General features: G+C 60.0%; 18 protein-coding genes. 8 read left to right on the plus strand and 10 right to left on the minus strand.

Going from position 1 to position 21,883, the window contains the following annotated elements; all coding sequences use genetic code 11:
- The first annotated feature begins 56 nt into the window (after window positions 1-56).
- Window positions 57-554: a GreA/GreB family elongation factor gene (locus PF1751_RS23970; protein ID WP_021492930.1), complete on the plus strand. Its 498-nt coding sequence runs from the start codon at window positions 57-59 to the stop codon at window positions 552-554.
- On the opposite strand, the gene gdhA is transcribed toward PF1751_RS23970, so the two are convergent.
- Window positions 551-1,888, minus strand: a complete 1,338-nt coding sequence (gdhA, locus tag PF1751_RS23975) for an NADP-specific glutamate dehydrogenase (protein WP_021492931.1) — start codon at window positions 1,886-1,888, stop codon at window positions 551-553. The genes PF1751_RS23970 and gdhA overlap by 4 nt on opposite strands.
- Window positions 1,889-2,235: 347 nt before the next feature.
- On the minus strand, window positions 2,236-3,900 hold the full coding sequence (ettA, locus tag PF1751_RS23980; RefSeq protein ID WP_010206673.1) for an energy-dependent translational throttle protein EttA: 1,665 nt from the start codon (window positions 3,898-3,900) through the stop codon (window positions 2,236-2,238).
- 158 nt (window positions 3,901-4,058) lie between these two features.
- On the opposite strand from ettA, the gene PF1751_RS23985 reads away from it, so the two are divergent.
- The 3 genes from PF1751_RS23985 (at window position 4,059) to glyA (ending at window position 10,132) form a co-directional block, all read left to right on the plus strand.
- Complete coding sequence (locus tag PF1751_RS23985) at window positions 4,059-4,670, plus strand: LysE family translocator (RefSeq protein WP_010206674.1); 612 nt, start codon at window positions 4,059-4,061, stop codon at window positions 4,668-4,670.
- 116 nt (window positions 4,671-4,786) lie between these two features.
- A complete protein-coding gene (locus PF1751_RS23990; RefSeq protein ID WP_044287919.1) occupies window positions 4,787-8,638 on the plus strand; it encodes a bifunctional diguanylate cyclase/phosphodiesterase in 3,852 nt (1,283 codons plus the stop codon).
- Between the two features lie 240 nt (window positions 8,639-8,878).
- Complete coding sequence (gene glyA / locus PF1751_RS23995; RefSeq protein ID WP_010206677.1) at window positions 8,879-10,132, plus strand: serine hydroxymethyltransferase; 1,254 nt, start codon at window positions 8,879-8,881, stop codon at window positions 10,130-10,132.
- Between the two features lie 112 nt (window positions 10,133-10,244).
- Here the strand turns inward: glyA and yjiA are convergent, their stop codons facing one another.
- From yjiA to PF1751_RS24010, 3 genes are all read right to left on the minus strand, one after another.
- Complete coding sequence (yjiA, locus tag PF1751_RS24000) at window positions 10,245-11,204, minus strand: GTPase (RefSeq protein ID WP_010206678.1); 960 nt, start codon at window positions 11,202-11,204, stop codon at window positions 10,245-10,247.
- A gap of 156 nt (window positions 11,205-11,360) precedes the next feature.
- The gene (locus PF1751_RS24005; protein ID WP_003194308.1) at window positions 11,361-11,558 is read right to left on the minus strand and encodes a YbdD/YjiX family protein; all 198 of its coding nucleotides are present in this window, start codon (window positions 11,556-11,558) and stop codon (window positions 11,361-11,363) included.
- Window positions 11,559-11,573: 15 nt separating this feature from the next.
- Complete coding sequence (locus PF1751_RS24010) at window positions 11,574-13,640, minus strand: carbon starvation CstA family protein (RefSeq protein WP_010206680.1); 2,067 nt, start codon at window positions 13,638-13,640, stop codon at window positions 11,574-11,576.
- A 174-nt stretch (window positions 13,641-13,814) separates the two neighbouring features.
- Here PF1751_RS24010 and PF1751_RS24015 point away from each other — a divergent pair, with 174 nt between their 5' ends.
- The gene (locus tag PF1751_RS24015; RefSeq protein WP_010206681.1) at window positions 13,815-14,183 is read left to right on the plus strand and encodes a PilZ domain-containing protein; all 369 of its coding nucleotides are present in this window, start codon (window positions 13,815-13,817) and stop codon (window positions 14,181-14,183) included.
- Between the two features lie 29 nt (window positions 14,184-14,212).
- Here PF1751_RS24015 and radA read toward each other — a convergent pair whose 3' ends face one another.
- Genes radA through katB form a run of 3 tightly spaced genes read right to left on the minus strand, consistent with a single transcriptional unit; the run spans window position 14,213 to window position 17,755 of the window.
- On the minus strand, window positions 14,213-15,580 hold the full coding sequence (radA, locus tag PF1751_RS24020; RefSeq protein ID WP_038453821.1) for a DNA repair protein RadA: 1,368 nt from the start codon (window positions 15,578-15,580) through the stop codon (window positions 14,213-14,215).
- Window positions 15,581-15,615: 35 nt separating this feature from the next.
- Window positions 15,616-16,155: an ankyrin repeat domain-containing protein gene (locus tag PF1751_RS24025; protein ID WP_010206683.1), complete on the minus strand. Its 540-nt coding sequence runs from the start codon at window positions 16,153-16,155 to the stop codon at window positions 15,616-15,618.
- Window positions 16,156-16,213: 58 nt separating this feature from the next.
- On the minus strand, window positions 16,214-17,755 hold the full coding sequence (gene katB / locus PF1751_RS24030) for a catalase KatB (protein ID WP_010206684.1): 1,542 nt from the start codon (window positions 17,753-17,755) through the stop codon (window positions 16,214-16,216).
- Between the two features lie 287 nt (window positions 17,756-18,042).
- Here katB and mscL point away from each other — a divergent pair, with 287 nt between their 5' ends.
- Window positions 18,043-18,462, plus strand: coding sequence for a large-conductance mechanosensitive channel protein MscL (mscL, locus tag PF1751_RS24035; protein WP_010206685.1), 420 nt, complete (start codon window positions 18,043-18,045; stop codon window positions 18,460-18,462).
- Window positions 18,463-18,507: 45 nt separating this feature from the next.
- Here mscL and PF1751_RS24040 read toward each other — a convergent pair whose 3' ends face one another.
- The gene (locus tag PF1751_RS24040; protein ID WP_010206686.1) at window positions 18,508-19,284 is read right to left on the minus strand and encodes a ferredoxin--NADP reductase; all 777 of its coding nucleotides are present in this window, start codon (window positions 19,282-19,284) and stop codon (window positions 18,508-18,510) included.
- Between the two features lie 366 nt (window positions 19,285-19,650).
- Between PF1751_RS24040 and PF1751_RS24045 the strand changes: the two genes are divergently transcribed.
- Together PF1751_RS24045 and PF1751_RS24050 are read left to right on the plus strand one after the other, a co-directional pair.
- Window positions 19,651-20,361 carry a helix-turn-helix transcriptional regulator gene (locus PF1751_RS24045; protein ID WP_021492936.1) on the plus strand — a complete coding sequence of 237 codons (711 nt, stop codon included), beginning with the start codon at window positions 19,651-19,653 and terminating at the stop codon, window positions 20,359-20,361.
- Window positions 20,362-20,518: 157 nt separating this feature from the next.
- On the plus strand, window positions 20,519-21,643 hold the full coding sequence (locus tag PF1751_RS24050) for a methyltransferase (RefSeq protein WP_044287920.1): 1,125 nt from the start codon (window positions 20,519-20,521) through the stop codon (window positions 21,641-21,643).
- Window positions 21,644-21,709: 66 nt separating this feature from the next.
- Here PF1751_RS24050 and PF1751_RS28630 read toward each other — a convergent pair whose 3' ends face one another.
- Window positions 21,710-21,877 carry a DUF2474 domain-containing protein gene (locus tag PF1751_RS28630; protein ID WP_010206690.1) on the minus strand — a complete coding sequence of 56 codons (168 nt, stop codon included), beginning with the start codon at window positions 21,875-21,877 and terminating at the stop codon, window positions 21,710-21,712.
- Between the last annotated feature and the right edge of the window lie 6 nt (window positions 21,878-21,883).

Here is a 21,883-nt window from a genome sequence, read left to right on the forward strand (position 1 = left end):
TCCATCGAAACTAAAGTGCGGCGACCATGGCCCAAACTCCATAGAGGGAGAATGTCATGAGCCGAGCTTTTGTTAACGAAGACAACGCTGCTGCCCAGGCCGACCAGCCGGTGGAGCGCCACGTCAGCGAGCAGCCCAACCGCCTCACCGCGCAGGGTTTGGCGCAGTTGCAGGCCAAGGTTGCGCAGTTGCAGCAGGCATACAGCGCCGAATCGCTAAAGGGCGAGCACGCCGATAAACAGCGCCAGGCCGACCTTGAACGGGATTTGCGTTACTTCAACCAGCGAGTGCAAAGCGCCCAGGTCGTGGCGCCGGCCACCTCCACCGACAAGGTACAGATCGGCAGTTGGGTGACCTTCGCCAATGAGCAGGACGAACAGCAGCGTATCCAGTTGGTCGGAGAAGACCAGGCCGATGCGAGCGCAGGCCTGATCAACTGGGGCTCGCCCCTGGGCCGCGCCTTGCTGGGCGCCCAGGTGGGTGACGAGGTGGTGTGGCAGCGCCCCGTCGGCGATCAGTTGATCGAAGTGCTGCGGATCGAACCCGAGGCTTAGACGATGCCTTGGGCCAGCATCGCGTCGGCGACCTTGACGAAGCCGGCGATGTTCGCGCCTTTCACGTAGTTGATCCGACCGTTTTCTTCGCCGTAATGCACGCAGGCATGGTGAATGGACTGCATGATGTTGTGCAGCTTGCTGTCCACTTCACCAGCGGTCCACAGCAGGCGCATGGCGTTCTGCGACATTTCCAGGCCACTCACGGCCACGCCACCGGCATTGGACGCTTTGCCCGGTGCGAACAGGATGCCCGCCTCGATAAAGATATCCACAGCCTCCAGCGTGGTCGGCATGTTGGCGCCTTCGGCGACGCAGATACAGCCATTGCGCAGCAACGTGCGGGCGGCGTCGGCATCCAGTTCGTTCTGGGTCGCGCAGGGCAGCGCGATGTCGCAGGCCAGTTCCCATGGGGCCTGGCCTTTGCGGAATTCCAGGCCAAAACGTTCGGCCAGTTCGCTGATGCGGCCGCGTTGTACGTTTTTCAGCTCCAGCAGGGCCGACCATTGTTCTTCGGTCAAACCGCTTTCGGCGTACAGGGTGCCTTCGGAATCGGACAGGGAGATCACCTTGCCGCCCAGGTCCATGACCTTTCGGGCTGCGTATTGCGCCACGTTACCGGAGCCAGACACCGCCACGCGCTTGCCTTCAACCCGCTGATTGTTGCGCTTGAGCATTTCTTCGGCGAAGTACACGCAGCCGAAACCGGTGGCTTCAGGACGGATCAGGCTGCCGCCATAGGTCATGCCCTTGCCGGTCAGCACCGACGTGAACTGGTTGCTCAGGCGCTTGTACTGACCGAACAAAAAGCCGATCTCACGGGCGCCCACGCCGATGTCGCCGGCCGGCACGTCTACGTCCGCGCCAATGTGGCGGTACAGTTCACTCATGAACGCCTGGCAGAAGCGCATGACTTCGGCGTCGCTCTTGCCCTTGGGATCGAAGTCCGAGCCGCCCTTGCCGCCGCCCATGGGCAGCGAGGTGAGGGAGTTCTTGAAGGTCTGTTCGAAGGCGAGGAACTTCAACACGCCCAGGTTCACCGAAGGGTGGAAGCGCAGGCCGCCTTTGTAGGGGCCAATCGCGCTATTCATCTGGATACGGAAACCGCGATTGACCTGGACCTTGCCGTGATCATCCACCCACGATACCCGGAAGGTAATCGCGCGTTCCGGCTCGCAGATGCGCTCCAGGATGCCTGAGGTCAGGTAGTGGGGGTTGGCTTCAAGAAACGGCCATAGACTGCGTAGGACTTCTTCTACGGCCTGGTGGAATTCTGGCTGGTCGGGGTCGCGTTTCTTGAGGCGGGCAAGGAAGGATTCGACGGATTCGATCATGAAAAGTCTCGGCAAATTGATTGTTTTTAAATGAGATTGAGCCGGACTTTAGCAATTCATATCGCACCGCGACAGGGCAAAATGTCGCCTTTGTGAATTTAAATGGTGCATTTTATATAAATAGCCCCGTTTTTTTGCCCCTTAACAGGGATTTCAACCCGAGCTATGCACCAATAGTTAAACCGCTATCGCAGGCAAGCCAGCTCCGACATTAGATCGAGTACCTCTGCTACGACACGGTCCAATGTGGGAGCTGGCTTGCCTGCGATGAAGTCGCCTCGGTCCACCTGAATAGCGCCCAAAAAAAACGGAGCCCGAAGGCTCCGCTTTTTTCAAACCAACCCGAATCAGGCCAGTTTTTTGTGCCGTACACGGTGCGGCTGGGCAGCTGCATCGCCCAGACGCTTTTTACGGTCCGCTTCGTACTCGGTGTAGTTACCTTCGAAGAACACCGCTTGCGAGTCGTCTTCGTACGCCAGGATGTGGGTCGCGACGCGGTCAAGGAACCACCGATCGTGAGAGATCACAATGGCGGCGCCCGGGAAGTCCAGCAGGGCTTCTTCCAGGGAACGCAGGGTTTCAACGTCAAGGTCGTTGGACGGTTCGTCGAGCAGCAGGACGTTGCCGCCCTCTTTCAGGGTCAGGGCCAGGTGCAAGCGACCGCGCTCACCACCGGACAGGTCCTTGACGAACTTCTGTTGGTCGCCGCCCTTGAAATTGAAACGGCCTACATAGGTACGCGACGGGATCTCATAGTTGCCGATACGGATCTGGTCGGAGCCGTCGGAAATCTGCTGGAACACGGTTTTGCTGCCATCCAAGTCTTCACGGCTCTGGTCCACACAGGCCAGTTGCACGGTTTCGCCGACTTCGATGGTGCCCGAATCCGGTGTTTCCTTACCCATCAGCATGCGGAACAGCGTGGATTTACCCGCGCCGTTACCACCGATTACGCCGACGATCGCGCCTTTTGGCATGGAGAACGACAGGTTGTCGATCAGCACGCGGTCGCCATAGCCTTTGGAAACGTTCTTGAACTCGATGACCTTGTCACCCAGGCGCGGACCGGCCGGGATGTAGATCTCGTTGGTTTCGCTGCGCTTCTGGAATTCCTGGGACTGCATTTCTTCAAAGCGTTGCAGACGTGCCTTGGATTTGGACTGGCGGGCCTTGGCGCCTTTGCGCACCCACTCCAGTTCTTCCTTCATGGCTTTTTCATGGGCCGATTGCTGCTTGGATTCGGCGGCCAGTCGGTCGGACTTGGCTTCCAGCCAACCGGAATAGTTGCCCTCGTAAGGGATACCGGCGCCACGGTCGAGCTCAAGGATCCAGCCGGCCACATTGTCCAGGAAGTAACGGTCGTGCGTGATCGCTACCACGGTGCCCGGGAAATCGTGCAGGAAGTGTTCCAGCCAAGCGACGGAATCGGCGTCCAAGTGGTTGGTCGGTTCGTCGAGCAGCAGCATGTCGGGAGCCGACAGCAGCAGGCGGCACAGGGCCACACGACGTTTCTCACCACCGGACAGGTGCTCGACCTTGGCGTCCCACGCCGGAAGGCGCAGCGCGTCGGCGGCGACTTCCAGCTGGCGCTCCAGGTTGTGGCCGTCGCCGGCTTGCAGGATGGCTTCGAGCTTGGCCTGTTCGGCGGCCAGTTTGTCGAAATCGGCGTCTTCTTCAGCGTAAGCCGCGTAGACCTCGTCCAGGCGCGCCTGGGCGTTCTTGATCACACTGACGGCTTCTTCAACCACTTCACGCACGGTCTTGGTCGGGTCCAGGATCGGCTCTTGCGGCAGGTAGCCGATATTCAGGTCCGGCATCGGGCGGGCTTCGCCTTCGAACTCGGTGTCGACGCCAGCCATGATTTTCAACAGTGTGGATTTACCCGAACCGTTGAGGCCGAGCACGCCGATCTTGGCGCCGGGGAAGAAGGACAGCGAAATGTTTTTCAGGATTTCCCGCTTCGGCGGGACAACTTTGCCCAGCCGATGCATGGTGAAGACGTATTGAGCCAAAATGTGGACCTCATAAAAGTAAGAACAGGCCTACGTAGCGTCATGGCGCTGTACATAGTGTTGCGAATCCTCAAGGTTAACCTAAGTGACCGAGCGTATCGAAGCCTATCTGTTAGATTAGCCGGCCAAAGCCCTCAGGGGCTCCAGGAGAAACCTTCATGCTTGGCGTCCTATCCGCACTCGGGCTACTGCTGTTAATGCCGGGGCCTACCAACACGCTGCTACTGCGCTCGGGATTACTCACGGGATTCAGGCGCGCCTGGCCACTGAGCCTGCTGGAATGCCTGGCCTATCTGACGCAGATCTCCTTTTGGGGCTACCTGCTCAGCCATATCGGCGACAACGCGCCCTGGGGCCTGAAGCTCGTGCAGTTCGCCTCGGTCTGCTATTTGATCAGGACTTGCTACCTGTTGTGGCGCCATCCCGACGAAACACTCCACACCGAGCCCGAGGCACGGGTGTCCAAGCGGCATTTCTTCCTGCTGACGCTGATCAATCCCAAGGGGTTGCTGATCGTCTCGTTCATCGTGCCGATGCAGACGTTTATCGACTTGACCCTGTACCTGCCTTTCGTCGCACAATTCACTGCCGTGGTGATACCTGTGGGCTGCGCCTGGGTGCTGCTGGGTGCCCGCATCAAACGAGGCGGATACGCGTGGTTGACGCCGCACACCATCAACCGCACGGCGTCTGTGGTTATCAGCCTGTTCACCCTGGCGATCCTGACACGGCTGGCGGACAGCCTGATCCACCTCGGCGGCGCTCTTTAATGCCCGCCAGGCGGGGCTGGCACTTTGCCACAAGTCAAGGCATGCTAGCCGCCCTCCGGGCGTCCGGCTTATAGTGCACGTCGCGCGCCAGTCCAGCCAAACCGCAGGATCACAGCTTGTCCAAAGTCACGCCGCCAACTCCCCTGCGCGCCGCTCATATAGCGCCGAGAGCGCCCCTGCACGGCACCCTCAAAGGCGCATTGGCGACGCTTGTCCTTATGCTGCTCGCGTTATTGTTCTGGCAGTTGCTGGACCAGTTGCAGCAAAACCAGAAGAACCAGCAGCAGTACACCATCGACTACAGCGCCGACCTGGCTGAACAGATCAGCTTGAACATGGCCCTCAGCGCGAAAATCGCCCTGAACCTGCTGCCGATGGTCGAGCCGCCACGTGACAGCGAACAGCAACAGGCCTTGATGCGCACCTTGCAACGCTCGCTGCCGGAGTTGCGCAGCATCGCCCTGCTCGCCCCCAGCGGCGCGATGATCAGTGACAGCGCCGCCGACAGCCAGGACGCTGCCTGGCTGGCAGAGCTGGTGCAACGCAGCCGTGCCCAGTCCTATTACCTGAGCAACAGCAACGACGGCACCATCATCTATCTCTTGCTGCACCAGCCCAGCGGCGGCTCCCGGATGTATTGGGCGCTGCGCCTGGCCCCCACCTACCTCGCCAACCTCACCCGCCAAGACATCCAGGGCCAGCGACCGCTGTGGGTCATCGAGAATCGCATCAACCACCGTGTTGTCAGCCGGGACAGCGGCATGCCGGCGCAGTGGGCGTCCGCGCTCACCCCGGACGAGCTGAATAAAAGCGTGCTGGTCACGCCCCTGAGCAAAAGCGACTGGCAACTGCGCGGGCTGTTCGACCGTACTGCGGTGCTGGAGCAACTGCTGCCGGCTTTCATTGGCAAATGCCTGTTGGGCCTGGCGTTCTCGCTGATCCCGGTGATCGTGCTGCTGAACATGCGCCGCCGCCAGCGCCAAGTGCATGAAGGCCGCCGACGCTACCAAGACATTTTCGAAGGCACCGGCGTCGCCCTGTGCGTGCTCGACCTGATGGGCCTGAACGCATTCTTCGACAAGACCCGGCTGGAAACCCGCGAGCAACTGCACGCCTGGCTGCAGGACCACCCCAACGAGCGCCAGCAACTGCTCAAGGAACTGCGCATCACCGAGGTCAACCAGGTGGCGGTGCGTCTGTTGAACGTGGGCTCCTGCGAAGAAGCCTGGGAACGTCTGATCGATGACTGCCCGCGAAATGTCACGTCTATCGGCCACCAGATTGTTGAGGCGGTGCTGACCCAACAGCACCAGCTGGAACTGGAAATCCAGCTCAAGGACGTGGCCGGCAACGAGCAGTACCTGTGGCTGGTGATGCGCCTGCCGGAGCAGCCGGACGATTTCAAGGCAGTGATCCTCAGCATCAGCGATATCACCAGCCGCAAGCTGATCGAGCTGTCGCTGGTGGAGCGCGAGAGCTTCTGGTCGGACGTGGTACGCACAGTGCCCGACCATCTGTATGTGCAGGACGTGATCAGCCAGCGCATGATTTTCAGCAACCACCATTTGGGCCACACCCTCGGCTACAACAAGGCCGAACTGCAGCAAATGGGCGAATATTTCTGGGAAATCCTGCTGCACCCCGAAGACGCCGAGCATTACCACGATTTGCGCCAGCAGCAGCGCCAGATCGGCTACACCACCCAATTGCAATGCCAGCTGCGCTTTCGTCACCGCAACAACCAATGGCGGCGCTTTGACATCCGCGAGCAAGCCTTGGCCCGCGACAAGACGACACAAATCAGCCGCATCATCGGCGTGGCCAAGGACATCACCGACCAGATCGAAGCCAGCGAATCCCTGCGTGACAGCGAACAGCGCTATCGCATGCTGGCCGAAAGCATCAGCGACGTGATCTGCTCCACCGACAGCCAATTGGCCCTCAACTACATCAGCCCTTCGGTCAACGCCGTGCTCGGTTATGACGTGGACTGGGTGTTCAAGAACGGCTGGCAGTCGATCATCGCCAACCCGCAGCAATTGACCGGCATTTACAGCCTGATGGAAGAGGTCAGCCGCGCGCTGGGCGATCCTGAGGCGCTGAACAAGCTGCGTGATGAGATCCAGACCCAGCTGTTCCTGTTCGACTGCCTGCGCGCAGACGGTCGCAAAGTGCCGATCGAACTGCGCATGGTGCTGGTGTGGGACGAACACGGCGCCTTTGAGGGCATCCTCGGTGTAGGCCGTGATATCAGCCAGCAACGCCGCGCCGAGAAAGACCTGCGCATGGCGGCCACGGTGTTCGAACATTCGACCTCGGCGATCCTGATCACTGACCCCGCCGGTTATATCGTGCAGGCCAACGAGGCGTTCAGCCGGGTCAGCGGCTACGCGGTCAGCGATGTGCTCGACCAGTTGCCGAACATGCTCACCGTCGACGAACAACAGGAAGCCCACCTGCGCTACGTGCTCAAGCAGCTGCATCAGCACAGCACCTGGGAAGGCGAAGTGTGGCTCAAGCGTCGCAACGGCGAGCATTACCCGGCATGGGTCGGCATTACCGCCGTGTTCGACGATGAAGGCGACCTGGCCAGCTATGTGTGTTTCTTCAGTGACATCAGTGAGCGCAAGGCCAGTGAGCAACGCATCCACCGCCTGGCCTACTACGACGCCCTCACCCACCTGCCCAACCGCACACTGTTCCAGGACCGTCTGCACACCGCGCTGCAGGCCGCTGAACGGCAAAAGTCGTGGGTGGTGCTGATGTTCCTTGACCTCGACCGCTTCAAACCCATCAACGACTCCCTGGGCCACGCCGCCGGCGACCGTATGCTCAAGGAAATGGCCACACGCCTGCTGGGTTGCGTGGCCGAAGACGATACCGTGGCACGCATGGGGGGCGACGAGTTCACCTTGCTCCTGCAGCCACGGGTCAATCGCGAAATGGCGCTGAACCGCGCGATACATGTGGCCGAGCAGATCCTCGCCAGCCTGGTGAAGCCCTTCGTGCTGGAAGGCCGCGAGTTCTTTGTGACCGCCAGTATCGGTATCGCCCTGAGCCCTCAGGACGGCAACGAGCTGAGCCAATTGATGAAAAACGCCGACACGGCGATGTATCACGCCAAGGAGCGTGGCAAGAACAACTTCCAGTTCTACCAGGCCGATATGAATGCCAGCGCCCTGGAGCGCCTGGAGCTGGAAAGCGACCTGCGCCACGCCTTGGAGCAGAACGAATTCGTGCTCTATTACCAACCGCAGTTCAGTGGCGACGGCAAGCGCCTGACCGGCGCCGAAGCCCTGCTGCGCTGGCGTCACCCACGACGTGGCCTGGTGCCGCCAGGGGACTTCATCCCGGTGCTGGAAGAGTTGGGCCTGGTGGTAGACGTGGGCGACTGGGTGATCAGCGAAGCCTGTCGCCAGCTCAAGACCTGGCACCAGAACAAGGTGCGCGTGCCAAAGGTCTCGGTGAATATCTCCGCGCGGCAGTTCTCCGACGGCCAGTTGGGCACTCGCATCGCCACCATTCTCAAGGACACCGGCTTGCCGCCGGCGTGCCTGGAGCTGGAACTCACCGAAAGTATCCTGATGCGTGAAGTCAACGAGGCCATGCAGATCCTCGACAGTTTGAAAAACCTGGGCTTGAGCATTGCGGTTGACGACTTTGGTACCGGTTATTCCTCGCTCAACTACCTCAAGCAATTCCCGATCGACGTGCTGAAGATCGACCGGACGTTCGTCGACGGCCTGCCATCCGGTGAGCAGGACGCACAGATCGCCCGCGCTATCATTGCCATGGCCCATAGCCTGAACCTGGCGGTGATCGCCGAGGGCGTGGAAACCCATGAGCAACTGGACTTCCTGCGTGAGCATGGCTGCGATGAAGTGCAGGGTTATCTGTTCGGGCGGCCGATGCCGGCAAATAGGTTCGAGGCGCAGTTCAGCAATGATGCGCTGTTCATGTTCGACTGACGTTCTGCGGTGGGCAAATGGCCTCTTCGCGAGCAAGCCCGCTCCCACATTTCGACCGCATTCCCCTGAGGGAACTCGATTGAATGTGGGAGCGGGCTTGCTCGCGAAGGCGGCAGCACAGACACCGCCTATCCGCAGATGAGCCCCACTTGTCCGCGACATGATGTCCTTTCATATGCCATCTAAAACCCATTGGGTTAGAATGCCCTCCTTTTCTGCCCCCGATCCTTGAGGACCGCCATGTTCAGCCGTGATTTGACTATTGCCAAGTACGACGCCGATCTCTTCGCCGCCATGGAGCAAGAAGCCGTGCGCCAGGAAGAGCACATTGAGCTGATCGCTTCGGAAAACTACACCAGCCCAGCGGTGATGGAGGCTCAAGGTTCGGTCTTGACCAACAAGTACGCCGAAGGTTACCCAGGCAAGCGCTACTACGGTGGTTGCGAGTACGTCGACGTGGTTGAGCAACTGGCCATCGACCGTGCCAAAGAGCTGTTCGGCGCCGATTACGCCAACGTCCAGCCGCACGCCGGTTCCCAAGCCAACAGCGCCGTGTACCTGGCCCTGCTGCAAGGCGGCGACACCATCCTGGGCATGAGCCTGGCCCACGGCGGTCACCTGACCCACGGCGCCAGCGTCTCTTCTTCCGGCAAGCTGTACAACGCCGTTCAATACGGCATCGATGCCAACGGCCTGATCGACTACGACGAAGTCGAGCGCCTGGCGGTTGAACACAAGCCAAAAATGATCGTGGCCGGTTTCTCTGCCTACTCGCAGATCCTGGACTTCCCACGTTTCCGCGCCATTGCCGACAAAGTCGGTGCTTACCTGTTCGTGGACATGGCCCACGTGGCCGGTCTGGTCGCCGCTGGCGTCTACCCGAACCCGGTGCCTTTCGCTGACGTGGTCACCACCACCACCCACAAGACCCTGCGCGGTCCACGTGGCGGCCTGATCCTGGCGCGCGCCAACGCCGACATCGAGAAGAAGCTGAACTCGGCCGTATTCCCAGGCGCCCAGGGCGGCCCACTGGAGCACGTGATCGCCGCCAAAGCGATCTGCTTCAAGGAAGCCCTGCAGCCTGAGTTCAAGACCTACCAGCAACAAGTGGTCAAGAACGCCCAGACCATGGCGAGCGTGTTCATCGAGCGCGGCTTTGACGTCGTGTCCGGCGGTACCGAGAACCACCTGTTCCTGCTGTCCCTGATCAAGCAGGACATTTCCGGTAAAGATGCTGATGCTGCCCTGGGCAAAGCCTTCATCACCGTGAACAAAAACTCCGTGCCGAACGACCCACGTTCGCCGTTCGTCACCTCGGGCCTGCGTTTCGGCACCCCGGCTGTGACCACTCGTGGCTTCAAGGAAGCTGAGTGCAAGGAACTGGCTGGCTGGATCTGCGACATCCTGGCTGACCTGAACAACGAAGCCGTGATCGACGCGGTGCGTGAGAAGGTCAAGGCCATCTGCAAAAAGCTGCCGGTGTACGGCGCTTGATAGCAGTTGCTTGACTAAGAAGCCCGGCTCTTGAGCCGGGCTTTTTTTATGCCTGTTCCAACTTGAAGTGCGATCAAATGTGGGAGGGGGTTGCCCCCTCCCACATTTTTGATCAGCGTTGGTGGACCTTCGCAAAGCCCTCGCGAATCTTGTCTTCCGGCAATTCATCGGCAATAAACACAATCACACTCTCCCGCGCCTCGCCTTCGGCCCACTCGGTATCCCAATCGAAACCGTAGAGCTTCAACACGCCCTGAAACACCATGCGCCGGTCCTCCCCGGCAATGTTCAGTACGCCCTTGTAGCGCAACAGCTGCTTGCCGTGGTCCTCCAGCAGTTCGTTCATGAACTCGCTGAGGCGGTCGATATCCAGCGGCTGATCGGTGCGCAGCACCAGGCTTGAGATACGGTCGATGGACGGCGCGGCGCTGACCGGGCGTAGGGTCATGCCGGCGTTGAGATTGAAGCCACGTACGTCGAGCAATTCAGCCAGGTCGATGTTGCCATGGTCCACCACGCGGATCGGCGCTCGGCGGTTGATGCGGGTGAGACGCTCGCTTAGCGCGTCGAAGGTGGCGTCATCCACCAGGTCGCGCTTGCTCACCAGCAGGCGGTCGGCAAAGCCGATCTGGGCCTGGGCGATGGTTTGGGTCAGGTGGTGCTCGGCGTGGGCCGCATCCACCAGGGTGATGATGCCGTCGAGGATGTAGCGCTCGCGCAATTCCTCGTCGATGAAAAAGGTCTGGGCCACGGGGGCCGGGTCGGCCAGGCCGGTGCACTCGATCACCAGACGATCGAAGGCGATCTCGCCGCTGTCCAGGCGTTCGAGCAGCAGGTACAGGGCCTTGGTCAGGTCGGTGTGGATGGTGCAGCACACGCAACCGTTGGACAGGGTCATGACTTGCACCGGCTCGGCGCCCAGCAGCTGGGTGTCGATACCGGCGTCACTGAATTCGTTTTCGATCACGGCGATCTTCAGGCCGTGCTCGGCTTTGAGCAGGTGGCGCAGCAAGGTGGTCTTGCCGGCGCCGAGGAAGCCACTGAGGACGGTCACTGGAATGGGAGAGGACAAAAGCAGTTCTCCTTATAACTGAAGGAACACAAAACAAATGTGGGAGCGGGCTTGCTCGCGAATGCGGTGTATCAGTCAGCACATACATCAACTGACAGACCGCATTCGCGAGCAAGCCCGCTCCCACAGTGGATCACCGCAAGCCCGAGTGCCGGGTTAGCAGCACTTAGGCCCACCCTTGCCGCCGTAACGGGCTTCCTGGCGTTCCCGGAAGAACGCCTTGTAGTCCATCACCGGCTTGTCCGGGTGTTTGGTTTGCATATGCTCGACGTACGTATCGTAGTCGGGCATGCCGACCATCAGGCGCGCGGCCTGACCGAGGTATTTACCGAGGCGACTGATGTCATTGAACATGGTTGCAATCCTCGGTTATGCGTCCGGTACTGCCTGGAACGGCGCTTCTTTATCCGTACGTTCTTTGTTGCCCCAGGCGGCGACGCCAACCTTGAGCGCATAGAACAGGATGCTGAAGACCACGAACAGGAACAGCGCCGTCAGCGTTGCGTTGGTGTAGGCGTTCCAGATCACGTGTTGCATCTGGTCGATGTTCTTCGCCGGGGCGAGGATCTGGCCATTGGCCAATGCATCACTGTACTTCTTCGCCAGCGACAGGAAGCCAATCGCCGGGTTGGCGTCGAACAGCTTGATGAAGCCTGCGGTGGTGGTGCAGATCAGCAGCCAGACGGCCGGCAGCATAGTCACCCAGATATAACGCTGGCGTTTCATTTTGATCAGCACAACGGTGGCCAGCATCAGCGCAATACCTGCCAGCATCTGGTTGGAGATACCGAACAGCGGCCACAAGGTGTTGATGCCGCCCAGTGGGTCGATCACGCCTTGGTACAGCAGGTAACCCCACATGGCCACACAACCGGCGGTCGCGATCAGGTTGGCGGTCCACGACTCGGTGCGTTTGAGCGCCGGTACGAAAGAGCCGAGCAAATCCTGCAACATGAAGCGACCGGCACGGGTGCCCGCATCCACTGCCGTCAGGATGAACAGCGCTTCGAACAGGATCGCAAAGTGGTACCAGAACGCCATGGTGTTTTCACCTGGCAGCACACTGTGCAGGATCTGCGCGATACCCACTGCCAACGTCGGTGCGCCACCGGCACGGGCCAGGATAGTGGTTTCACCGATGTCATGGGCCACCGCGGACAGCGCCTCAGGCGTGATCGCAAAGCCCCAGCTGCTGACGGTCTGCGCCACGGTGACCACGTCGGTGCCGACAATTGCGGCCGGGCTGTTCATGGCGAAGTACACACCCGGCTCGATCACCGACGCGGCAACCATCGCCATGATGGCCACGAAGGACTCCATCAACATGCCGCCATAACCGATGTAGCGGGCATGGCTTTCATTAGCCAGCAACTTTGGCGTGGTGCCGGAAGAAATCAGCGCGTGGAACCCCGAGACCGCGCCACAGGCGATGGTGATGAACAGGAACGGGAACAGGCCGCCCTTCCACACTGGGCCGGTGCCGTCGATGAACTGGGTCAATGCCGGCATTTTAAGGTCGGGCATGGTCACCAGGATGCCGATTGCCAGCGCAATGATGGTGCCGATTTTCAGGAAAGTGGAGAGGTAGTCACGCGGCGCCAGGATCAGCCACACCGGCAGTACCGCGGCCACGAAGCCGTAGCCGATCAGCATCCAGGTGATCTGGATCCCGGTGAAGGTGAAAGCCTTGGCCCAGACCGGGTCAGCAGCGATCTGCCCGCCCAGCCAGATCGAGCCCAGCAGCAACAGCACCCCGATGATCGAGATTTCGCCAATGCGGCCCGGGCGGATGTAGCGCATGTAGATGCCCATGAACATTGCGATCGGGATGGTCGCCATCACCGTGAAGATGCCCCACGGGCTCTCGGCCAACGCTTTGACCACGATCAGCGCCAGCACCGCGAGGATGATGATCATGATCAGGAAGCAGCCGAACAGCGCGATGGTGCCTGGGATACGGCCCATCTCTTCGCGCACCATGTCCCCCAGGGAACGGCCGTTACGACGGGTGGACAGGAACAGGATCATGAAGTCCTGAACCGCACCGGCCAGCACCACGCCGGCAATCAGCCAGAGCGTTCCAGGCAGGTAGCCCATTTGCGCCGCCAGCACCGGGCCGACCAACGGGCCTGCACCGGCAATCGCCGCAAAGTGGTGACCGAAAAGGATGTGTTTGTTGGTCGGCACATAGTCCAGACCGTCATTATTGAGCACTGCGGGGGTGGCCCGCCGTGGATCGAGTTGCATCACGTTGTTAGCGATGAACAGACTGTAGTAACGGTACGCAACCAGATAGATGGCCACAGCAGCGACCACAATCCACAAGGCGTTGATTGCCTCGCCGCGGCGCAAGGCCACTACGCCCAGGGCGCACGCTCCTACGATTGCCAGCACCAGCCAGGGTAGGTGGCGTAGCAGGCTATTATTATTTTTCATTTTTATATTCCAGCCAGGGTGGACAGAAAGGACAGCCATGCCGAGTTTAGCGCTGTTGGCCTCAAAGGCCACCCCCCTACGTTGGTCTAGAGCCTTCTGCGCGCAAAAAAAGCAGAAATACCGGGCCAATGATGGCGCAGGGCTACAATCCCCGTATCTCCAGAGGGTTTCACCATGACCGAACAACCGTCTGACCGCCGCCGTTTCCGTCGTATCGCTTTTGACGCCAAGACTGAATTTCGGCAAAACGGCCGCGAATGGCCGGCGCAACTAGTGGATTTGTCGTTAAAAGGCTTGTTGATACAAAAGCCCGAAGACTGGAAGGGCAACAAGGCGCTGCCGTTCGACGTGGACATACGCCTGGACCCAAAGGCCCATATAAAGATGCAAGTGCGGCTGGCTCATGAGGATCATGGGCAATTGGGCTTTGTGTGCCAGCACATCGACCTGGAATCGATCAGCCATTTGCGGCGGCTGATCGAGTTGAACCTGGGTGACGAGGAAGAGTTGGAGCGCGAGTTGGGCGCCTTACTAGAGGTTTAACAGCCCACATGGGTTTGCGGTGTTGCCGGTTACTCGAACAACGCATCCAACGCCTGTTCCAACCGCGTCACGCCAATAATCGTGATCCCCGGCGGTGATTCCTTCGGCGCATTGCCCTTGGGCACGATGGCGCGCTTGAAGCCGTGCTTGGCCGCTTCCTTGAGGCGCTCCTGGCCGCTGGGCACCGGGCGCACTTCACCGGACAAACCGACTTCACCAAACACCAGCAAGTCATGGGGCAACGGCCGGTTACGCAGGCTGGACATCACCGCCGCCATCAACGCCAGGTCGGATGCCGTTTCCAGCACCTTGACCCCGCCGACCACGTTGAGGAACACGTCCTGATCGTGGGTCGGGATGCCACCGTGGCGATGCAATACCGCCAACAGCATCGCGAGGCGGTTCTGATCCAGGCCCAACGTCACGCGGCGGGGGTTGGCCAAGTGACTGTCATCCACCAGGGCCTGCACTTCCACCAGCATAGGACGGGTGCCTTCCCAGGTTGCCATCACCACACTGCCTGGGACTTCTTCTTGGGCGCGCGTGAGAAAAATCGCTGAAGGGTTGGAGACTTCTTTCAGCCCCCGGTCAGTCATGGCGAACACGCCCAATTCGTTGACCGCGCCGAAACGGTTCTTCACCGCCCGCAGCAAGCGCAGACGACCGTCGGACTCACCTTCGAAATACAGCACGGTGTCTACCATGTGCTCCAACACCCGTGGCCCGGCCAGTGCGCCCTCTTTGGTCACATGCCCCACCAGGAAGATCGCTGTACCGCTCTGCTTGGCATAGCGCACCAGCAGCGCCGCACTCTCACGCACCTGGGACACACCCCCCGGCGCCGACTGCAGTTGTTCGGTGAAAATCGTCTGGATCGAGTCGATCACCATGACCTTGGGCTTTTCGATACGCGCCGTGGCAATGATGCTTTCAATGCAGGTCTCGGTCATCACTCGCAACTGATCCTGGGGCAACCCCAGGCGACGGGCGCGCATGGCCACTTGCTGCTGGGACTCTTCACCGGTGACATACAGCGCTGGCATGCGGCTGGCGATGCTGCACAACGTTTGTAGCAGGATCGTCGATTTGCCGATGCCCGGATCGCCACCAATCAGCACCACCGAACCGTCCACCAGTCCGCCGCCCAGCACCCGGTCCAATTCACCGGAGGCCGTGGAGAAACGCGGGATCTCTTCGACACTGACTTCGGCCAACGTCTTGATCTGCGCCTGTTGCCCGGTCCAGCCGGCACGGCCAGTGGGGGCCGCAGCGCCACCGCTCTCGATCATGGTTTCAGTCAGGGTGTTCCACGCACCGCATTCGGTACATTGGCCGGCCCACTTGGGAAAGGTCGCGCCGCACTCCGTGCAGCCGTACATGCGCTTGGCCTTTGCCATTTGAGAACCTCCAACCGAAAAACCGCGATGATAGCTCAGCGCGGCGCCGGGGTCCGGATTTCACCACTGGCCAATCGTGAAGCACTGTTGCCGATCGGGTCTTCGGCATTGAGGTCCGCGCCCTTGGCCTTCAACGCTTCCAGCAACTCGACACGCTTGAACAGCCCGGCGTACATGGCCGCTGTCTGTCCGGCGCCGTTGCGTTGGTCGGGGTTGCAGTCAGTCGCCAGCAGGCGTTGGGCGATTTTCAGCTCACCCTTGAAGATCGCGCCCATCAGCGCGGTGTTACCGCGCCTGTCCTGCACACAGGCGTCGGCACCGGCATCGAGCAAGCGCTCCACGAACGGGCCCTGACCGTGGTAAGCGGCGAGGATCAGCGCGGTGTAACCCTTGTCGTCCTGGGTGTTGAGGCTGTAGCCGGAGTCGATGAAGGTGTTAAGCATGTCGAGGTCGCCACGGCGGGCGGCGTCGAAATAGTAGTCCTGCAGCTGGGCCTTGAGCGCGACCGGCTCGGGAGACTCGGCATGGGCGACAAAGGCCAGCATGGCCATCAGCAATCCGATAGAAACTCGCATGGGTGTTCTCCTGCCAAGGGTCGACGCCCGTCATTGGGCGCCGACCAGAACCAACGGATCAGTCAGTCAGTTTTTCCGCCAGCGCCTTCACGCGCGCCAGGTCCCCCTTGGCAACCTTGGCCACGCCGGTGCCATATTCCGGGTCGGCCTTGTAGAGGAACGACAGGATGATGTGCTTGCTCTCGTCATCGGTGGTCGCCAGCGAGCCGCCAAAGTTTTCGATCAAGTCCTGGCGCTCTTTCTTGGTGAAAGAACGGTACAGATCACCGGCCTGCTTGAAGTTCTGCTCACGCTGGATCTTCGCCTGCTGGGTGCTGCCCACCAGGTTCGACTGGCTGTAGCGCGCGGTTTGCGGCTCGTCCCGTGGCAGCAGGCGGCTTGGCTGGTAGTTCACGCCGGTGGTGGTCTTGCCGACGTTCATCGCGCCGTCCTGGTTACCGTTGTTGACAGTCACCCGTGGAGCGTTGATCGGCAGTTGCAGGGCATTGGCGCCCAGGCGGTACATCTGAGTGTCGGCATAGGAGAACACCCGACCTTGCAGCAGGCGGTCCTCGGACGGCTCGATGCCTGGCACCAGGTTGGCCGGGGCCATGGCCACTTGCTCGGTTTCCTGGAACACATTGGCGGGGTTGCGGTTCAGCACCATCTGCCCGACTTTGCGTTCGGGTACATTCGGCCAGATCTTGGTGGCATCCAGCGGGTCGAAGTCGAACTTGGCCAGGTCTTCAGGCTTGAGCACCTGCACGTACAGGTCCCACTTGGGGAAATCGCCCTTGTTGATATGGGTGACCAGGTCGTTGGTCATGTGGCTGTAGTCGCGGCCCTGCACTTCGGTGACCTGCTTGGGATCGAGGTTCTTGATGCCTTGCAGGCTCTTCCAGTGGAACTTGACGTAGTGCACTTCGCCCTTGGCGTTGATCAGTTTGTAGGCGTGCACGCCATTGCCGTCCATTTCCCGGTAGCTGGCCGGGGTGCCGGAATCGGAGTACAGCTCGGTCAGCGTGCGCGTGGACTCGGGCACGTGGGAGAAGAAGTCGAAGCGACGGGAATCGTCATCCAGGTTGGTGCGCGGGTCTGGCTTGAAGGCGTGGACCATGTCCGGGAACTTGATCGCATCGCGGATGAAGAACGTCGGGAAGTTGTTGCCCACCAGGTCCCAGTTACCGTCGGCGGTGTAGAACTTGGTGGCGAAACCACGCGGGTCGCGCAGGGTTTCCGGGGAGTGGTTACCGTGGACAACGGCGGAGAAGCGAACGAACACCGGCGTGGCTTCACCGGCCGCGAACACCTTGGCCTTGGTCAGGTCGCTGAGGTTGTCCGTGACGGTGAAGATGCCGTGGGCGCCGGTACCGCGGGCGTGTACCACGCGCTCGGGGATGCGCTCGCGATCGAAGCGCTGCAGTTTCTGGATCAACTGCACGTCTTGCAGCAGCACCGGACCATTGGCGCCGGCGGTCTGCGAGTTCTGGTTGTCGCCAACCGCAGCACCGTTGTCGCGGGTCAGGTTGGCGGCGTGTACGGACAGGGAAAGCAGGCTGGCGGTCGCCAGTACCAGCGCGTATCGCGCTGAAACCGGCCCGCGGCTCATTGGGGTCTTCATCGAGGTTTCCTCTGGTTTTTTTAGTGCACATTCAGTTGTGCTTGCCAGAGGCTAGTGACCCAAGCGTCAGAAGATAAATAGAAAAGCCACAACGACCCGATTAATAAAATAATCTGTTAAGTCACTGATATCAGGCGTATTTCGCGCGCGACTGGTGGCACTTTGCAAACTATTTGCGTTTTAATGTGTCGATAAAAATTAACAGTGTAAACGGTTGTGTCGGGCAAGCCCGCTATGACTGAATTACACTGAGTCCCACCCTTCTCATCTGTAACAAGGAATAACCTATGGGCGTGATCAGTGAGTTCAAGGCCTTCGCGGTCAAAGGTAATGTGGTCGACATGGCCGTCGGTATTATCATCGGCGCCGCCTTCGGCAAGATTGTTTCCTCGTTTGTAGGCGACGTGGTGATGCCCCCAATCGGTCTGTTGATCGGTGGTGTGGACTTCGGAGACTTGGCGATTACGCTCAAGGCGGCACAGGGCGATGTGCCTGCGGTGGTGCTCGCCTATGGCAAGTTCATCCAGAGCGTCATCGACTTTGTGATCGTCGCGTTTGCGATCTTCATGGGTGTGAAGGCGATCAACCGCCTGAAGCGGGAAGAGGCCGTGGCGCCAAGCCTGCCGCCGACGCCGACCAAGGAAGAAGTGTTGCTGGGTGAGATCCGGGATCTGCTCAAGGCACAGAACGACAAGCCGCGCCTGTAACGAACGGTTTGAGAAAAAAGGCGCCTGCTTGAGGCGCCTTTTTTATTACCAGTAGTTTTCCACCGCCACTTGGCCTGGGCGACGGCTCAAGCTCAGGTTCATGTCACGCTGCTTGAGCAACTGCCGCGTGTCATCGACCATCTGCGGGTTGCCGCAGATCAGCACGCGGGAATGTTCCGGGGTCAACTCAACGCCGGCTGCGCGCTCAAGCTCGCCATTTTCGATCAGTGTGGTGATGCGTCCATTCAACGCGCCAGGGTGTTGCTCACGGGTGACTGTGGGAATGTAGATAAGCTTGTGCGCGTATTCGGCGAGATACTCACGCTCGCCCAGTTCCTTGATCAGTGCCTGATAGGCCAGTTCTTTGGCTTCCCGTGCGCTGTACACGAGGATGATGCGTTCGAACTTCTCCCAGACTTCAAAATCCTGCAGGATCGACAGGAAAGGTGCTACCCCGGTGCCCGTCCCCAGCATCCACAAGTCGCGGCCATCGACGAAACGGTTCAAGGTCAGGAAGCCCGTGGCCTGGCGCTCCACCATCAAGGTATCGCCCACACGCAGGCGGCTCAGCTCACTGGTGAACTCCCCCCCTGGGACAACGATCGAGAAGAAGTCCAGATGCTCGTCAAACGGTGAGGACACCAGGGAATAGGCGCGCCACACGGTGCTGCCGTCCGCCTTGGTCACCCCCACGCGCACGAACTGCCCCGCCGTGAAACGAAAGCCCGGATCGCGGGTGGTGCGCAGGGTAAACAGGCTGGGGGTCAGCGATTGCACATCGAGCAAGGTCTGGCGGGTAAATTTCTCAGCACTGGCCGTCATGGGGGGCTCCGTTCTACAGGTGCCCTAGTGTCCCTCAAAGTCGCGCGTGGGAACACCTACGGTTGGTAATGGCTTCTTGAGCTCATGGAGCAGTGGCTACGTAATATCACCGCCAATCAATTCGCTATTAGCCTTTCCAGTGGATTCAACAACGCGCTGTTAGTTGATCATTACAACCCTCTAATAAACCGCAATTTTCTCATGTGCCCCTTGCAAAGTTCATGAGCAGCCTTGCAGAAAATTATTAAACACGTGCTTACAAGATCAAATTTTTCCTACCGCCGCGTAGTCCCTGTCCTACACTTTTTTTCTGCAGCTTTGGGGTTCAGGACGTACCCAAATAGCTTAATCCATGGAGATTTACCGATGATCAACTGGCGCAATACAAAACTCCCCAAACTGGAAGGCGAGGACGAGATCACCAGTGTGTTTGAAATGCTTACCAACAAAACGTATGAGCTCGGCTTTCAATACTGTTCCTTCAAGATGAGTTCTCAAATACCCAAAAACAAAGCAAAACCGATCGATATCAACAACTATCCAAGCGAGTGGTCCACGCTGTATGACCAAGCACACTTTTTCGACATAGACCCCGTCGTCCAACACTGCAAGACCTCAGTGCTGCCGGTTGTCTGGGAGGAGAAGACCTTTCGGGACTCGCCCAACCTGTGGTCCCTGGCGCAGACACTGGGTGTGAACGTGGGATGGACGCAAGCCGTGCATGACTTCCGGGGCGTGTTCAGCATGCTGACCCTGGCGCGTAGCAGACACGAAGTCAGCCCGGAAGAGCTGTACGAAAAGGCCGGCCAGGTATTGTGGCTGTGTCACGCAATGCACGCCGTCGTGGCGCAGAAGTATGCGGCCTCCCCCGACGTCATAGCTGCCAGCACACTCACCGCGCGAGAAAGGGAGGTCCTCAAGTGGTCCGCCATGGGCAAGACCGCAGCGGACATAGCCGCCATCCTGTGCTTGTCCGAACGAACGATTGGCTATCATATTTGCAGTTGTTTCAAAAAGCTGGGGGTCAATAACAAGATTGCCGCCGTGCTCTGCGCCGCCCGCAGCGGGATTATTTGACCGGCAAAGAAACACCGCATGTATTCCCGCTGAAAAAAACGTAACATTTACGGCCAATTCTGAGTGTTGAGCAGCCCGCTGGGCCGCCTGTTGTTCACTCAGACGGTTTGGTCGGCGACTGCCGAACACCCATCGTTTACCCAGAGCCTCCCCCGCCATGCCCCTGCTCGAAAGCCCCTTCGCCCAGCTCGATCTGATCCGCCAGCCAGAGCAACATAACGATCCGCTGCAAGCCTTCGATGCCGCCGACGAGTACCTGCTCAATCACCTGGCCGAGCAACAGCCGACGGTGACGACGCGCGTGCTGGTGCTCAATGACAGCTTCGGCGCCCTGGCGGCCAGCCTTCAAGGCCAGGTGCAGGTAACCTCCAGTGGTGATTCGTTCCTGGCCGCCCAGGGCCTGGAAAAAAACCTGGTGCGCAACGGCAAGGCTTTTGATGCGGTGGCATTCATCCCCGCCAGCCAGGTTCCGACAGGGCCGTACGACTGTGTGTTGATCCGCGTACCGAAAACCCTGGCCTTGCTGGAAGAACAACTGATCCGCTTGCAAGGCCAACTCGCGCCGGGAGCTCAAGTCATCGCCGGGGCAATGATCAAGCATCTGCCACGGGCGGCAGGCGAGTTGCTGGAGCGTTACATCGGCCCGATGCAGGCGTCGCTGGCAGTGAAAAAGGCGCGTTTGCTGATTGCCACTCCCGAAGACCGTCCTGCTGCAGTCTCGCCCTACCCGACCCGCTACACCCTGGACACGCCGGCCATCGAACTGCTGAACCACGCCAACGTGTTCTGCCGCGAAAGCCTGGACATCGGCACCCGCGCGTTCCTGCCCCACTTGCCGAAAAACCTGGGCAGTGCCTGCGTGGCAGACCTGGGTTGCGGCAACGGTGTGCTGGCGATTGCCAGCGCCCTGCAAAATCCCGAAGCGCACTACACCTTGGTAGATGAGTCCTACATGGCCGTGCAGTCGGCAGCCGAGAACTGGCACGCCGCACTTGGCGAACGCGATGTCGTCGTGCGCGCCGCCGACGGCCTGGCCGGGCAAGAGCCGCAATCGCTGGACGTGGTGCTGTGCAATCCGCCGTTTCACCAGCAGCAGGTGGTGGGCGACTTCCTCGCCTGGCGCATGTTCCAACAGGCGCGGGAAGCGCTGGTGGTCGGTGGCGCCCTCTATATAGTCGGCAACCGCCACCTGGGTTATCACACCAAACTGGCTCGCTTGTTCCGAGGTGTCGAGCAAGTCGCCACCACGCCAAAATTCGTGATCCTCAAAGCGCGCAAATAAAAAAACCCTGCCGATCTCGCGAGGGGCAGGGTTGAAAAGCCGGGCTGCAAAGCCCGGATCGGGATGTCAGTGGGTGGTCAGGCCCGCCGCATTCATGAACATGCGCATCAGGCTCGCCACGACAAACAAGGCCAGCACGCTGCCGGTCCAGATCATCGCCAGCCACCCCAGGCGCCGCCACAACGGCTGTTTCTCGGCCTGTTCGATCTCGTGCAACGAAGGTTTGCCGGACATGGAACG

This window comes from Pseudomonas simiae (assembly GCF_000934565.1).
GTDB lineage: Bacteria > Pseudomonadota > Gammaproteobacteria > Pseudomonadales > Pseudomonadaceae > Aquipseudomonas > Aquipseudomonas simiae.